Annotated in this window: 15 protein-coding genes; 12 read left to right on the top strand and 3 right to left on the bottom strand. The window is 53.2% G+C overall.

Annotated elements, in window-relative coordinates; all coding sequences use genetic code 11:
- Positions 1–98 precede the first annotated feature (98 nt).
- From HJG54_RS19600 to HJG54_RS19580, 5 genes are all read left to right on the top strand, one after another.
- Positions 99–1682 carry a hypothetical protein gene (locus tag HJG54_RS19600; protein ID WP_316430824.1) on the top strand — a complete coding sequence of 528 codons (1584 nt, stop codon included), beginning with the start codon at positions 99–101 and terminating at the stop codon, positions 1680–1682.
- 112 nt (positions 1683–1794) lie between these two features.
- Entirely contained in the window at positions 1795–1932 is a 138-nt protein-coding gene (locus HJG54_RS19595) for a hypothetical protein (RefSeq protein WP_316430823.1), read from the top strand.
- Between the two features lie 98 nt (positions 1933–2030).
- Complete coding sequence (locus tag HJG54_RS19590) at positions 2031–2198, top strand: hypothetical protein (RefSeq protein WP_316430821.1); 168 nt, start codon at positions 2031–2033, stop codon at positions 2196–2198.
- The gene (locus HJG54_RS19585) at positions 2188–2424 is read left to right on the top strand and encodes a hypothetical protein (protein WP_316430820.1); all 237 of its coding nucleotides are present in this window, start codon (positions 2188–2190) and stop codon (positions 2422–2424) included. The genes HJG54_RS19590 and HJG54_RS19585 overlap by 11 nt, the downstream gene beginning before the upstream one ends.
- Before the next feature lie 304 nt (positions 2425–2728).
- Complete coding sequence (locus HJG54_RS19580) at positions 2729–4105, top strand: hypothetical protein (RefSeq protein WP_316430818.1); 1377 nt, start codon at positions 2729–2731, stop codon at positions 4103–4105.
- A gap of 152 nt (positions 4106–4257) precedes the next feature.
- Here HJG54_RS19580 and HJG54_RS19575 read toward each other — a convergent pair whose 3' ends face one another.
- Both HJG54_RS19575 and HJG54_RS19570 read right to left on the bottom strand, forming a co-directional pair.
- Positions 4258–5130 (bottom strand): Uma2 family endonuclease, encoded by an 873-nt coding sequence (locus HJG54_RS19575; RefSeq protein ID WP_316430816.1) that lies wholly within the window; start codon positions 5128–5130, stop codon positions 4258–4260.
- A gap of 262 nt (positions 5131–5392) precedes the next feature.
- On the bottom strand, positions 5393–6871 hold the full coding sequence (locus HJG54_RS19570) for an amidase (RefSeq protein WP_316430814.1): 1479 nt from the start codon (positions 6869–6871) through the stop codon (positions 5393–5395).
- A 195-nt stretch (positions 6872–7066) separates the two neighbouring features.
- Here HJG54_RS19570 and HJG54_RS19565 point away from each other — a divergent pair, with 195 nt between their 5' ends.
- The 4 genes from HJG54_RS19565 (at position 7067) to HJG54_RS19550 (ending at position 10001) form a co-directional block, all read left to right on the top strand.
- A complete protein-coding gene (locus HJG54_RS19565; RefSeq protein WP_316430812.1) occupies positions 7067–7897 on the top strand; it encodes a class I SAM-dependent methyltransferase in 831 nt (276 codons plus the stop codon).
- Positions 7898–8054: 157 nt separating this feature from the next.
- Entirely contained in the window at positions 8055–8504 is a 450-nt protein-coding gene (locus HJG54_RS19560) for a DUF29 domain-containing protein (protein ID WP_316430811.1), read from the top strand.
- Positions 8505–8916: 412 nt separating this feature from the next.
- Positions 8917–9105 carry a hypothetical protein gene (locus tag HJG54_RS19555; protein ID WP_316430810.1) on the top strand — a complete coding sequence of 63 codons (189 nt, stop codon included), beginning with the start codon at positions 8917–8919 and terminating at the stop codon, positions 9103–9105.
- 305 nt (positions 9106–9410) lie between these two features.
- A complete protein-coding gene (locus HJG54_RS19550) occupies positions 9411–10001 on the top strand; it encodes a TetR/AcrR family transcriptional regulator (RefSeq protein ID WP_316430808.1) in 591 nt (196 codons plus the stop codon).
- Between the two features lie 75 nt (positions 10002–10076).
- Here the strand turns inward: HJG54_RS19550 and HJG54_RS19545 are convergent, their stop codons facing one another.
- Positions 10077–10853, bottom strand: coding sequence for a helix-turn-helix transcriptional regulator (locus tag HJG54_RS19545; protein WP_316430806.1), 777 nt, complete (start codon positions 10851–10853; stop codon positions 10077–10079).
- A gap of 114 nt (positions 10854–10967) precedes the next feature.
- Here HJG54_RS19545 and HJG54_RS19540 point away from each other — a divergent pair, with 114 nt between their 5' ends.
- From HJG54_RS19540 to HJG54_RS19530, 3 genes are all read left to right on the top strand, one after another.
- Positions 10968–11663, top strand: a complete 696-nt coding sequence (locus HJG54_RS19540) for a DJ-1/PfpI family protein (protein WP_316430804.1) — start codon at positions 10968–10970, stop codon at positions 11661–11663.
- A gap of 99 nt (positions 11664–11762) precedes the next feature.
- Entirely contained in the window at positions 11763–12956 is a 1194-nt protein-coding gene (locus tag HJG54_RS19535; RefSeq protein ID WP_316430802.1) for an aminotransferase class V-fold PLP-dependent enzyme, read from the top strand.
- 150 nt (positions 12957–13106) lie between these two features.
- Positions 13107–14462, top strand: coding sequence for an NAD(P)/FAD-dependent oxidoreductase (locus tag HJG54_RS19530; RefSeq protein WP_316430801.1), 1356 nt, complete (start codon positions 13107–13109; stop codon positions 14460–14462).
- Positions 14463–14478: the final 16 nt, after the last annotated feature.

Here is a 14478-nt window from a genome sequence, read left to right as displayed (position 1 = left end):
AGCAATCAAAATGGCGGCTGCGTACCCCTACACTGCCGCCAACCCTGGTCTATTGGGCATGACCGTCATATTGTTCCCATTTTTCAAGCACGGTCATTATGTCAGCTACACCCCTTTCGTGTCCAGTTCCCCAAACGTTTGAGTTTGTTCCAGAGCTAGACGAGTTTCTAGAGTTATTCCCCCATCGAGGCAGCTTTCTCTGGGCTGAACATCCCCAACCTGGTCAGCGGCCTCACTGGAACACTGAAACTCGTCACCTGCTCAGCGACCGATTGATTAAACAGGGGGCCTATCTCTATGGCGTCCGCTTCGGTTCTCACACGCACTATCTGATGATTGATTTGGATCGAAAGTCTTGCTACCACCCCTACCGCGATTCACTGGCGGTGAGGCGGATTCTAGCCGCTCTAGAGCCGATTGGCCTGGTCCGCTATGTGGCGGTCAGCAGCTCCTATTCTGGCGGCATCCATCTGTATTTCCCCTTTGTGCAGGGGCAACCCTCCTGGCTGATTGCCCAGACCGCCAAAGTGCTGTTGGAAAATGCGGGATTCAACCTGGCCCGTGGACAGATCGAGCTGTTTCCCAATGCCCGCTTATCTTGGGGCGCAGACTACAACGGCCATCGGTTGCCCCTACAGTCTGGATCGTACCTACTCGATCCAGACTGGCAGCCGATGCATACAACCCCAGAGCGATTTGTCTATCAATGGCGGCTTGCTGAGTCCGCCAACTCGGCTTCAACCCCATTGCTGGAGCAAACCGTCAAGCAGGCGGAACGACGGCCTTACAGACGCTTAAAAGGGCTAGCTCAGAAATTCCTCAACGACCTCAACGCGGAAATTGAGCTGGGCTGGACCGGCTATGGCCAAACCAACCGGCTCCTAGGCCGCATTGCCCTGCGGGAATATGTCTTCTACCACGCGATTCACGGTGGCCAGCCACTCACCGGCGGTCAGTTGGCCGAACGGATTTTAGAAGTGGCTGAATCCCTACCCGGCTATCAGCAGTGGTGTCGCCATCAGCACGAAATTGTGCGCCTGTCTCTCTATTGGGCCAGGTGCATCGAACTCAGCAACTACTACCCTTACGGAGGTCAATCCCTTGTGGAATCAACTTCAGCGCACCTGACTTGGAATCAGCAGCAGTCACAGGACGCCCGCGAGCGAATTCAGCTCGCAGTAGCCCAACTACTGGAGGCTGGAACCTTGCCCGTCACCGTCAAGGCCCGCGTCGCTGCCCTCAAATCCCTCGCCAAGGTTTCAAGTGACACCTTATACAAGAATAAGGATTTATGGCACGTAGAAAATGGCCTCAAAGCCGCTCCCTGTGAGGAGTTCCACCCTGATCCTGAAAATAGGGGAGATCTGCGATCGCTAGAACCTAGGCAGCAAGGAGGGTTCCACCCACCCGGTACAAATAAGCTTTCTCCCACTTCCGTCCCGGCCCCCCAAGGGCCGGGTACGGATGGGACAACTGCTCTGTCCGAGGGGGAGCGCGAGGGGGAAATTCACAGCCCCTCGCGCGGGCCTAAACCAGAGGGCATCGAGCTGCTCCGCAGCATCCTACAAGACCTTGAGGCGCGCAACCGTCGGCGCAAAGCTCGCTATCGGATGACGGTGCAGGAGGTGCCACCCGATGAGCGCTGGTTCCAGCCGGTGATCGCGGGCCTTCACTCCCAGTAGGCGATGGTGCTGCGAGGGGAGCAGCTCCCCCTCTTCGGCCAAGTCATACCCTACCCGCTGGAGAATCTCCCACCCGCTCGCTGCTGTCATCCACGGGCCTATCCCGGCCTCGATGCCCACTACTGCCCTGATTGCCGCCGGTCAATCACCGCAGGCACCGCTGAGTACCACCGGCTCGTATCCCCTGGGGGAATGGCTAGGTCACGGTCTCATGCTACAGAGCAGCCGTGAGGCACGGACCAATGGCTAGCGGTGCAAAGCCGCAGATTCCCGTCCTGACCAAACTCGAACTATGGGCGATCGCGGCCCTCACTCCGATTGATCGCCCTTTACTCGGAGAAATACCCTATGCACAAACCTTGGAAAGTTTACGCCACCTACCCCACCTTAGAGAGCCGCTGCCTCGATACCTTTTCCCATCGAGCTGATGCTGAGCAAGCCGCGATTCGGTATCGTCAGATGCTGTTGAGAGTGGCCCTGGTCCGTGTTGTTTGGAGCGATGAGCATGAACAGTGATCTGACACTTCAACGTACTTGGGAACGAGCCGCAGCAAGAGAATTAACTGGTATACTCTATGCCCTCACCAACAATGCCTACGGCAGCTCAGCCGAGCTGATTGCTGCCTTGAGTAGTGTGATTGAATACTTAGAGTTTAATTTTGAGGGAAACGGAGTTGAGGATGAGGCGGTTCAACTCTTCAATGATGTAATTTCAATGTTGACTAAGAGGCCAATTGAATGATTAACTAACCCGCCTGATGAGCCAGCAGCGCACTGGCGAAATGGGTCAAACCAGCGGTAAGGGGAGAGGGCATTGATCGCAACTAGGCTGGTCGAGAATCGCCACCCCCACCCATCGCGGGAAGCGTTCCCGTCTGCGGGGTTTCAGGTAACAAAAGTCTCATTTCCCTTGGTTCAAGCCATCGGGAAAGAGGGACTTCTAAGTATAAAAGCCCCGCCATAACTACGATTTAGCTGACTTAAAAAACTAGTAGTCTCCAACGTTCGTTGAGGGACTTGACAAGATAACAGGACACGAAGCGTAGATGACAACTGAATCGAAGCCAGCAGCCCTCATTATAGGGCTGGATGTGGGGCGTGGTTATGTGATTGCTTGCCCCTATTCTCCAAGCGCGGATCTCGCTGAATTCATCCGCAAATACAAACCTGTCAAAGCGCTCGCTACCGAAGCTGGACTCAAGAAAATTCTGGAGTTAGGTGAAGTGTTCGCATTAGAGCCAACTGGCCGCGATCATCGGTGGTGGGTTGAGCACTTAGATGCGGCTGGAAAGTTGGTTTTGCTTGTATCTGGGCTGCGGGTTCGCAATCATGCCCGCGATCGAGGAGTGGTCTCGAAAGGCGACAAAGAGGATGCTGCCGCGATTGCCAGCTATGCAGCCATGCATCTAGACAACGGCAATAGCAAAGCCTTTCTGTCGCTGAATGACCGTGGAAGCAGGATTCGAGAGCTACGGCATCAAATCTTGAGCTGCCAACATCAAACCACCAAACTGATCAATCAGCTCAAGGCACGGCTAGCAGTAGAGGCCCCCGACTGCTGCAAATTCACGGTGAATGAGCGTGATTGGGGACGACCTCCCTCCCGCCAGTGGCAAAAGCTGTTGAAGGATGAGCGGCTTTCCTGGCTCTCACGAGATGACCTAGAGTTCATCATCAAACTAGAAGAGCGAGAATCTAAGCTAGAGTGCGCTCTGTCTGAAATCCTGGATCCAATTCAAGAGTTTCGCTCAGTCTGGGAGCAATGGCGATTTAATGAGCGCCAAATTGCCGCCATTGTTGGAGCACTCGATCCAATCGAGCAATTCATGGGAGAGCGAGGAGCACTGATCAGTCACACCATCACCAAGGACGGCAAGCGCATCAAGATCAACCACACGTTACGGGGGATTCAGCGATGCCTAGGCTATGGCCGCGTCAAATACCAAAGCGGTGATAGCTGGAAATGGGCTAGAACTGGCGATCAATCGGTATTGAGCGCCCTTTATCTATGGATTGATGTGCGGGTTGCCGTGGGCCGCTGCCTCAATCGAAACCGGCTGTTCAAGCAACTGGGCAAGCCCCCCGAATGGGAGAGCTGGAAGGAGAAAGAACAACAGAAGTGGCTAGCATCCCACAGCTTTAGAAGTTTGTGTGAGCAGTGGGACTCAAAAGTCCTAACCGTTCGCCAGCTCACCAAAGCCAAACAACGGGAAGGCTATCTACCCTGGTATGACGAACAGCTCATCAGCAAAGTGGAATCTTTTAATCAGGTGCCTCGACCAATTGCCCAACTTCAGCTTTACTACGAATTTTCACACCACGGGCTGAACAAACACGAGCGAATCCTCAAAACTCTACCCTTCATGATCCGCCTGCTTGCCAAGGATTTGATTCGCTGGTACACCGACAAAAACTGTACTTAGTAAAGTTGAGATCAAAAAATTAATCTCACTTTTTTTGCTGTCAGAGCAGATACAGACAGTCGATCGAGACCAATGAAAGGCTAATTGCTGATGGGATGATCACGGCTCAATCCTAACAAGGCAGAGGGCTAATCGTGTCGCCTTTTAGGGGATCAAATCTCCTCTGGATCGATACCCAACTGCCGCAGGCGTTCTGCCAATCGTGCATTTTCTAGTCGAAGCTGCTCGACTTCGAGGCGGGCTTGTTCGGCTTCGGTGGGCACCCAGTTGCCGGCAGCATCATACCAGCGCAGCCACAAGCGATTGATGCCGTCGTACTCGCCCTGCCAGAGGCCCAAACCCAGCTCCAATTCTGGGATCCAAACTCGCGGATCGTCTGCTGCTAAGAGCTGTTCTTGATAATGGCCACCCGTTAACTGGAAGCAGCGGAGCCGGTTGGTATAGCGACTGAACACCAGATAGTAGGGAACTCGCAGAATTTGCTCGTAGACTTGCCATTTGCTAGGCGGAGAAGCTTTTCCGGTCTGACCATTGCCAGATTCAGCGGTAGCTCCTGTCCTACGATCAGAGAAATCAGCCTCTGAGCTTTGATCCGCATCGGTGAGGTCTTCCAGGCTTGGTTCGGTACCAGCAAACGGCTCCAAGTCCTCTTTTTCGGTACCGGGAGAAAGCAACTCCACCACCACAAACGGATTCACGCCCTCTTGCCACACCACATAGCTAGCTCGCAAATCGACGCCATCATACAATCGGGGCACGCCCAAGGCCAAAAACCAATCCGGTCGCTTATGCCAAAGCGGATGATGCACATCGTAGTAAAGATTCAAGTCGGTACCGGTAAAGATTTCGCTTTGGGCATAAGCCTTCAACTGCAGGGTGGCACTCAGCAGTTGCGGTTGCAGATCATGAAATATATCGGGCAATCCTGGCTCCTCAGGGTCTTCGCTGGGCAAATCATACATCGTCGGCAGGGTTTCCCGGGGCGAGCGAGGCGGATCTGTGGGGAGGCGATGGGGGGAGGGCATGGGTGGAGGGGTAGAAGGGTAGGGGGTGGAGGGTAGGGGGTGGAGGGGGAGTAGTTGGTGAGTGGAATGGGGAGTAGTTGGTGAGTGGAATGGGGAGTGATTTGACGGTGGAGCGGTTGGGTGAGGGAGTTGCAGTGAGTTCTGGCAGATCTGGCAGATTTGGAGTCAGATTTGGAGTCAGATAAATTGATCAGATTCACTGATCAGTTTATCGAATTGGTTTATCGAATTAGAGGATTTGGCAGGTCGAGAAGTGAGCAGGTCAATAGCTGGGTGGATGGCGGAATCCTTGAAGCACCTGATCGATTTCCTGGGCAATCGCCAATAGCTCGATCTCGCGCCAGCGCTGCCCGACGATTTGCATGCCGATTGGTAAGCCGTTTGATGTTTGCGCGATTGGAATTACGACGGCTGGATGGCCGCTGAGGTTGAAGGGCATTGTGTAGGCTCCGTTGGCGATTCCGTGCGGGTAGGCGGTGCCGTCGATGTCAACCGCGCTCCAGGCGGGGCAATGGGGAAAGGCAGGAGTAGCAGCCACCGGACAGAGCCAGACATCCCACGCGGCTAAGGCGGTATCGATTGCGGCAATCCATTGGTCGCGTTCGGTCAGCGCCTCGAAATAGCCCTTCAAGCTGGGGTTGAGCAGCTCCGGTAGGAAATTGCTGAAGTTTCCCAGTTGGCGGAGTGCTTTGTCGCCTTGGGTGGCGGTGCGGAGAATTAGCGTTAAGCTGCGGCGGATGTTGTAGCGGTCTTTCGGCTGGGCGTAGTTATTGATATAGGCCACCATCCGGGTGTAGAGATTCAGAATGGCGGACAGATCAAAATTCGCAGGTTGCCACGGCTCGATTCTGGCTCCGGCCTGCTCTAACTGTTGCCGCACGGTCTGCATCGCCTTGCGGGTTTCCTGACTGACGGGTACCGCCTGCCATGCTTCACTCCAGGCGATTTTGAGTTGCTGTAGTGATTTGCCAGAAGGAGTATCCAGCGGCACCGGCGGCACATCGGGACGACGCGGATCGGCACCGGCAATTAGGGAAAAACAAAGTTGCAGATCGGCCAGCGACCGCGCAAAGCAGCCCACGGTCATCATTTGCCGCAGACAGATCGGCATACCGGGGACTTCCGGAATGGTTCCAGCTAGCGAAATCCGGCGATCGGTAGGTTTGAGGCCATACACGCCGCAGAAATGAGCCGGTTGCCGCACCGAACCGGCAATATCGTTGCCCAGATCCAACGCTGCGAAACCTGCCGCAACTGCCGCCGCACTGCCGCCAGAACTGCCACCTGCCGTGTAGTTGAGATTCCAGGGATTATTGACTCTTGGAAACAAGGAGTTGGTGCTCTGGTAATCTGCGGCCAGTTCGGCCAGGTTGGTTTTTCCCAACAGCACTGCTCCCGCCGCTTTCAGGCGGCCGGCCGCCGTAGCGTCCTGTTGAGGGATGTAATTTTTGAGGGGAATGTAGCCGGCAGTGGTACGCAGTCCAGTAGTTTCAAAAATATCTTTGATTGTGATCGGCACTCCATGCAGCGCGCCCCAAATTTCTCCTCTGGCTAGAGCTTCATCGGCTTGCTGCGCTCTCAGACGAGCATTTTCCGCATCCAGGGTACAGATCGCATTCAGCTGCGAGTTGTGTTGGGCGATTTGAGCCAAATGAGCCTCCACCACTTCTACCGCCGAAACCTGGCGGGCACGAATCATCTGGGCTAGTTCGATCGCAGTTTGAAACACAAGCTGACTCACGGGTTTTCCTTTAGGATGATCGGTTGTGCATACCCAGATTTCTCCAGCTCCTAAATTCCCAATAAATTCCCAAAAATTGGGACTTCTGAGCCGTTCCTGATGAATTGGACGGTAGGAGTGAAGATTGCCGCCTCTGGGGAGAGCTAGTATTAATCATACCGACTTTTAGTTAATACTATTAACTAATCTCCATCCATGCAAGACCTGAAACAAACCCTGCTTGACCAGTGCTACGGCAAAGACCTGGAACAACGGCGGCATTGGTATTCGCCGGCGGCTGAGGCATACTACCAGGTGAGACCACGCTATCCGCAAGCCGTTATTGATCAGGTGACGCAAATTGCCCGACTCTCGGCTGACTCATCCCTATTGGAGGTGGGCTGTGGTCCGGCGATTGCGACGCCGGCGTTTGCAGCAATTGGGAGCCGGATGGTTTGTGTCGAACCGAATCCCGATTTCTATCGGCTGGCCCAACAGACCTGTGAGCCATACCCCAACGTAGAGCTGCAAAACTGCTCGTTTGAAGAATGGACCTTGGAGCGCCACGCCTTTGATGCGGTGCTGGCGGCTAGTTCGTTTCATTGGATTCCGCCAGAAGTCGGCTATCCAAAAGCAGCAGCGGCTCTGCGTCCAGATGGGCATCTGATTTTGCTCTGGAATAAGGAACTCCAGCCTTCTTACCAGGTGTATCAGCAGCTCTTGCCGGTTTACCAAGACTGGGCACCGTCCCTGAATCGCACCTACGAGGACAGCGCCACCCAAGCCGCGATTCTGGACCAGCTTGGACAGATGGCCATCGAGTCGGGTTGCTTCCAGAATTTGGCTGGAGGACACATAGAGGTCCACGTCATCTATTCGGTGGATCAGTATTTGCAGCTATTGAGTACCTATTCGCCTCATTTGCAATTAGAGCCAGAGCAAAAGCAGGGATTGTTTGCCGGACTGCGGCGGGTGCTAGAACAGCAGGGCGATACCATCCAACTCTCGTTTGTTTCTGCTTTTCATGTTGCTCAACCCGTTGGATGAATTGGGGTTTTGTGAATGTTTGAATGGTCTGCAGCAGGCGGGAGATGCTTACAGCAAAGGGAAAGCGATTCTAGTAAGATTAAACCAAGGAACAGAGATCGTTACAGGTGCGCTGATGTTAGCAGCACAATTTAGGAGAACAATTTAGGAGAACAAAGTGGCAAACACAACGAACTCGCAACGATTACTATATGAGCAAGATTTAGTAGCTTGGTGCGATGATACAGTGCAGAAATTGAAAGCTGACCGCTTTCAGGAAATTGATATCGATAGTTTAATTGAGGAAATTGCAGGATTGGCAGGACGTGATCGTCGAGAATTAAAAAGCCGCTTCAGAGTCTTGCTAGCGCATCTGCTCAAGCGGATCTATGTGGAATCGCCGAACAGATATCGAGGTTGGGAAATCACGATTCGAGAACAACGGCAACAGTTACGTGATTTACTTGAACAATCGCCTAGTTTACGCAATGACATAACGTCCCTGTTTCCCAAATTGTGGTCAGAAGCGTTAGCAATAGTACGAGAAGATTATCCGCAAGCTAAGTTTCCTGACCAGTGGGAATTTAGCCACGAGATCGATGCGCTGCTGAATGAAAAGTTTTGGTAGCAGGCTGGTGGTTTCGTTAAGGGATGAGTCTGTGAATTGTTTTATCGAAGTTGAACATCTACTTGTTAACAACGTTAATAACTGCAACAACTGCTGCTGTACGCTTGTGTTTCTCGATGCTTTGGTTTATGCTTTGCGATACTAGTTTTTCTCGGACCCGAAGAGGACTAGTAGGCCGCTCAAGGCAGGCGATTCGGGCGCTGACCCAAAAGTGCGACCAACACTTAAGGATCAGCTCACCTGACTCTCTGTTAGCGCCAGAGAGCAAGGCTGTGTTGATTGTACTGTGCAGCGGTACCGTCTAGGCAGCCTCGTTTGATGCGTCCTGTAGTCAGGTATGTGCCTTGAGCGATTTCTTTACCGAAATCAAACAAACGAGGCTACACAACATGACCACTGAATTTAATGAACATTGAACGTCATTGATGACACCTATGGAGACGATAGAGCGCAGATCTGGATTATCGGTACTCGCGACCAGGTGATTCATCAGATGAACGAGTTCTATGTCCGCAAGATGGTGCCGGACCGAGCCAGGTTCACCCCAATTATTCCGGCTCCCTTTGCCAAGGGCAAATTCATGACCGTGCTGGAACGCTAACCAATCCTGCCCGATCCTTCGATTCTTAATCAGTACGCTAAGGCTAATCGAGTCGGAGAAGATTCAGGAGAAAATTAATAGGAGCGGGGATCTATCTCTGCTCCTGTTCTGGTGCTGTAATACCATTTCCCTTTAATCGGGCTACAGATTACACCGTCCAACGGGTTGCGGTATGCAGCTTCCATCATACTGCTTTGCAGAAGCAAGCTACAAAACTACGCGCTCCGCGCAGGCTCCGCCACCAAAACTCAAAACTCAAAACTAAGAACTGATATAAAATCTGCTTAACCGTTCTCCTCAAGTCTATGGGTCGTCCGACCAAAGAGAATACCCTCACCCAGCAGGACGTAATTGCTGCCGCCTTAGTTTGTTTGGACCAAGCAGGCGAAGCGGCGTTGGGAGTGAATCGAGTCGCACGAGCTTTGGGAATTCAACCGCCGGCAATTTACAAGCACTTCAATGGCAAAGCCGGACTGCAACGAGCCGTAGCCCTGGCAATTTGGCGACAGTATCTGGCCGACTGTCAGCACCAAATGGCTGGTATCAGCGATCCGGCAACTCTACTGCGAACCGGAGCCAAGGCTACTCGGAACTTTGCCCACACCTACCCAGCCCGCTATGCGGTGATGATGCATTACCAACTGCGGCCCACCGACCCAGAAGAAGCCGAAATCATTCAAGCCTCATTGCGCTGGTTCCAAGCCTCGCTGCGTCTCTACAATCTTGGCGAGGACGCACTGATTGACGTGATGCGACTCGTCAACGCCGCCATCTACGGCTTCATTACCAGAGAACAATCCGATCTCATGACCCTCAACCGTTCCCCTGATGCTAGCTACGACGTGATGCTGGAGGCTCTGCTAGTAGCAATTGCCCACATTCAGCAGCGTGATTAAACCCTGAGACCTTGCCCGACAATGCAACCACTTTGGTGATAGTTGTGGTGATGGTTGTCGCACCTGCGGTTCAATTCAGCTGCCTCTGTCTATTATTGGGTTTCTATGGTTGGGTTTGCTTTCCAGCTTTGCTGTCACCTCATGAGGCATGTCTCGCAATTTGGCTACCATCTCCGTCCTGCTCGAAACTTCTACCTTTCGAAACATTCGCTTCAACGCTTGTTTGACCGAATTTTCGGTGATCCATAAGTCCTTGCCGATTTCTGCATTGGTTAGTCCTTTAGCCACCAGATTGGCGATTTGCATTTCTCGCGGCGTCAGACGTTGCAAGAGAGGATTGGGAGGCACCAAGAATGGGTTGCGCAACTCAGCCAAACTAGCAGACAGATGCAGGCAGACTGCACTTAAGCGGACCACATCATTAGGGTTGAATGCTGGTGTATCGCCTATGCGCGCAAACTGGACTGTGCCAATCAATTGACCCCGGCCCACAATCGGTCCTGTCATAATATGTTCGTGGTTGTGCGTTGCGCAACAGGTTTGATAGAGGGCACTGCGTTTCCATTCCCCCATTGGCAACACCAACTCTTCGTGGGCGGGAGCATGATTTGCCATTACATACTGCAAAACTGGATCAACCGCTCGACCGATCCGTTCATACTGCTCTACAAACGCTTCAGAGACTCCTATGACATCAAAACTTGCTAAGCGATTCTTATCATTAAACAAGTAAATTCCCCAGCGCTGCACGCCAAAGCATTCGCTGACCTGATCCATAAATCGCAATCGCAATGCCTGTTCGGTGGAGGCAGTCGCTATCGCCTGCAATAAACCATGAAACGCATGAGTCATCACGGTGCCAAAAGCTATTAAAAAGTGTACCCAGTTGAGGACTATTTGAGCTTGAAAGCTTTCCCTACAATCGTTTCACGATACAGAACCGGAAGCAACAGGCACTAGAAAAATATGACTCAACTGCAAATCGGCTTCTTGATTTATCCAGGCGTGATTCAGCTCGATGTAATGGGGGCTTATCAAGTTCTAGCTTTTCCACCCAACACTCAAATTCATTTGATTTGGAAGACACGGTCTAAAATTACCAGCAACGAAGGGTTATCTCTGATGCCAACCACAACGTTTGCAGATTGCCCATTGCTGGATGTGCTTTGTGTTCCTGGTGGTGGGATGGGCCAAACCGCAATCATGCAGGATGCAGAAACGTTGGGCTTCCTGCAACAGCAGAGTGCAACTGCCCAATATGTGACTAGCGTATGCACTGGTTCGCTGATCCTAGCGGCGGCTGGGTTATTGCAAGGCTATCAAGCAACCTGTCACTGGGCCTTTCGAGAACAGTTGGCCATGCTGGGAGTAGACGTGGTGCCTCAACGGGTTGTGATTGACCGCAATCGCGTCACAGGAGCAGGTGTCACCTCAGGGATTGATTTTGGCTTAACGCTGCTGAGCTTACTTTGCGGTGAACAGATGGCGAAGATGACTCAACTGATGATGGAGTACAATCCTGCTCCTCCGTTTGATGCCGGTTCACCCGAAACCGCTAGCGAAGACGTGGTACAGTCGCTGTTGCGCTTTGGTCAACCGCTGCTCGACGCATTCCTGACACAAAGCCAAAACACTGCTGCTCGACTACGATTGGAGAACTGAAATTCGTGCTGTATCTTCCACAGCTTGGTAGACAGCAGTGAGATCTGCGAACAATTGTTACAATTCAAGCGCATCTTGACTTGTTTGGATCTCGACTTCATGACCCTCTCCACCCTCTCTATCGACCAGCATCGCCAGCAGTTTCCAGCCTTAGCCAACAAAGCCTACTTCAACTACGGTGGCCAAGGCACGATGCCAACTAGCGCCATCACCGCAATGCAGCAAGCGCATGAGTATATGCAGCAGGCTGGACCATTCTCCAGCGAAGTAAACCAATGGGTGACGCGGGAAAGCCAGCAGATGCGGCAGGCGATCGCCAGCGAGCTAGGAGTGCCTGCCAGCACGATCACGCTGACCGAAGATGTGACGGTGGGTTGCAACATTGCCCTTTGGGGCATCGAGTGGCAGGCCGGCGATCATTTACTGCTGTCCGACTGCGAGCATCCGGGTGTGGTGGCAACCGCCGCCGAAATTAGCCGCCGGTTTGGGGTCGAGGTGAGCACCTGCCCGCTGATGGCAACCCTGAATCAGGGCGATCCGGTGGCGGTGATTGCAGAACACTTGCGTCCAACTACTCGGCTACTGGTAATTAGCCATGTGCTTTGGAATACAGGTCAGGTGTTGCCCTTGCCAGAAATCATGCAGGTTTGTCATACGGCTCAGCCCCAGCCGGTGCGGGTTTTGGTCGATGCGGCCCAATCGGTGGGCATGTTGCCGCTAGATTTGGATGCCTGGGATGTGGATTTCTATGCCTTTACCGGACATAAGTGGCTCTGCGGTCCGGCGGGAGTGGGCGGGCTATACGTCGCGGCGCAGGTGCGGGATCAGTTGCATCCGACCTTTATCGGGTGGCGCAGTATTACCAAAACCGCGACCGGACAACCCACCGGATGGCAGCCGGATGGCAGTCGCTATGAAGTGGCAACTTCAGACTATGCGTTGTATCCAGCCCTGAGAGCGGCGATGGCAACCCATCAAGCATGGGGCAGCGCTACAGAGCGTTACCAGCAGATCCTGAAGCTAAGCGGTTATCTGTGGAAACGGCTAAACGACTTGACGTTTGTCACCTGTTTGCGCATGGCCCCGCCCGAATCGGGACTTGTTTCCTTTCAAATCGGCGACCACAGCCCCAAGCAACACGAGCAGCTAGTGCAGTTTTTAGAACGGCAGGGCTTCCTGCTGCGCACCATTCTCGACCCTACTTGCGTTCGTGCCTGTGTGCACTATTTCACCACCGAGGCCGAAATTGAACAGTTGATACAGACGATGCAAAAGTTTGGTGAGGATCTCTGATCCCCGTAGCACTAGCTACCTGGAATTTGGGGAACCTAAGTTAAGCTACAGGGGAATACCGTCTCTGTGATTACTTTTCTGTAACCACTTTTCTGTAACCACTTTTCTGTAACTGCTTTTCTGTGACTGCCTTCTAAGGAGCGTTCGAGCATGGCGAATCAGACTCAACCCGCACACCGCATAGTGATTGTTGGCGGCGGCTTTGGGGGACTTTATGCCGCCAAGGAACTGGGAAAATCCGAAGCGCATGTCACCCTGATCGACAAGCGCAATTTTCACCTGTTCCAACCCCTGCTGTATCAGGTAGCAACGGGGACCCTCTCGCCAGCTGACATTTCTTCGCCCTTGCGCGGCATCCTCAGCAGGTACCGCAACGTCAAGGTGCTGATGGACGAAGTCACCGATATTGACCCAGCCCAGCAAAGAGTAATGCTGCGCAATCGCCAAATTGACTACGATACGCTGATCGTAGCTACCGGCGTCAGCCATCACTACTTCGGAAACGACCACTGGAAGCCCACCGCTCCTGGACTCAAAACTGTCGAAGATGCCTTAGAGATGCGACGGCGGATTTTTGTCGCCTTTGAAGCGGCGGAGAAAGAAACCGATCCTGCCAAGCGCCAAGCCTGGTTGACCTTTGTGATTGTTGGCGGCGGTCCGACTGGGGTGGAACTAGCTGGCGCGATTGCCGAACTCGCCTTTAACACGCTGAAATCCGACTTCCGCAATATCGACACCACCGAAACCAAAATTCTGCTGATCGAAGGCTTAGACCGGGTGCTGCCCCCCTACCCGCCGGAACTCTCGGAGAAGGCGGCTCAGGCATTGGCTCGCTTAGGGGTAACGGTACAAACCCAATCGCTGGTGACGAACATCGACAAACACATTGTCACCGTGAAGCGGGGTGATGAGGTGCAGCAAATTCCGGCTCGTACAATTCTCTGGGCCGCAGGTGTGAAGGCATCGACTATGGGCAAGGTGCTGGAGCAACGCACCGGAGCCGAACTAGACCGGGTGGGGCGGGTGATGGTGGAGCCGGATCTGAGCATTCCGGGCCACCCGAATATTTTTGTGGTCGGGGATTTGGCCCACTTTGCCCATCAGGGAGGCCAGCCCCTACCCGGCGTGGCTCCGGTGGCCGTGCAGCAAGGCAAGTATGTGGCCAAACTGATTCGGCATCGGCTCAAGGGCGAGGCGCTGTCGGCGTTCCAGTATGATGATGCGGGCAGTCTGGCAGTAATTGGTCAGAACGAAGCAGTAGTGACGCTGCGCTCGATGAAGTTCAGCGGCTTTATTGCCTGGTTCATCTGGATCTTTGCCCATATCTACTACCTGATTGAGTTTGATAACAAGCTGGTGGTGATGATTCAGTGGATGTGGAACTACTTCACGCGCAATCGGGGTGCCCGCTTGATCACCGGCGAAAGCCTGCTGGGGCAAAGCGAAATCGATTCAGAAGGAAACTATAGTGTTGCATCGTCCAGCCAGTCCCCAGTTGAGGTATAACGTTGTGTATCACCAC

Source organism: Leptolyngbya sp. NK1-12, from assembly GCF_032598965.1.
GTDB lineage: Bacteria > Cyanobacteriota > Cyanobacteriia > Elainellales > Elainellaceae > Elainella.
Note: the sequence above shows the minus strand (reverse complement) of the source record. Positions and strands in the feature narration are given on the sequence as shown.

Excerpts from the sequence above, each read along its gene's own strand:
- HJG54_RS19600 (WP_316430824.1), top strand. The coding sequence starts at position 99 with ATGTCAGCTACACCCCTTTCGTGTCCAGTTCCCCAAACGTTTGAGTTT.
- HJG54_RS19595 (WP_316430823.1), top strand. The coding sequence starts at position 1,795 with ATGCCCACTACTGCCCTGATTGCCGCCGGTCAATCACCGCAGGCACCG.
- HJG54_RS19590 (WP_316430821.1), top strand. The coding sequence starts at position 2,031 with ATGCACAAACCTTGGAAAGTTTACGCCACCTACCCCACCTTAGAGAGC.
- HJG54_RS19585 (WP_316430820.1), top strand. The coding sequence starts at position 2,188 with ATGAACAGTGATCTGACACTTCAACGTACTTGGGAACGAGCCGCAGCA.
- HJG54_RS19580 (WP_316430818.1), top strand. The coding sequence starts at position 2,729 with ATGACAACTGAATCGAAGCCAGCAGCCCTCATTATAGGGCTGGATGTG.
- HJG54_RS19575 (WP_316430816.1), bottom strand. The coding sequence starts at position 5,130 with ATGCCCTCCCCCCATCGCCTCCCCACAGATCCGCCTCGCTCGCCCCGG.
- HJG54_RS19565 (WP_316430812.1), top strand. The coding sequence starts at position 7,067 with ATGCAAGACCTGAAACAAACCCTGCTTGACCAGTGCTACGGCAAAGAC.
- HJG54_RS19550 (WP_316430808.1), top strand. The coding sequence starts at position 9,411 with ATGGGTCGTCCGACCAAAGAGAATACCCTCACCCAGCAGGACGTAATT.
- HJG54_RS19545 (WP_316430806.1), bottom strand. The coding sequence starts at position 10,853 with ATGACTCATGCGTTTCATGGTTTATTGCAGGCGATAGCGACTGCCTCC.
- HJG54_RS19540 (WP_316430804.1), top strand. The coding sequence starts at position 10,968 with ATGACTCAACTGCAAATCGGCTTCTTGATTTATCCAGGCGTGATTCAG.
- HJG54_RS19535 (WP_316430802.1), top strand. The coding sequence starts at position 11,763 with ATGACCCTCTCCACCCTCTCTATCGACCAGCATCGCCAGCAGTTTCCA.
- HJG54_RS19530 (WP_316430801.1), top strand. The coding sequence starts at position 13,107 with ATGGCGAATCAGACTCAACCCGCACACCGCATAGTGATTGTTGGCGGC.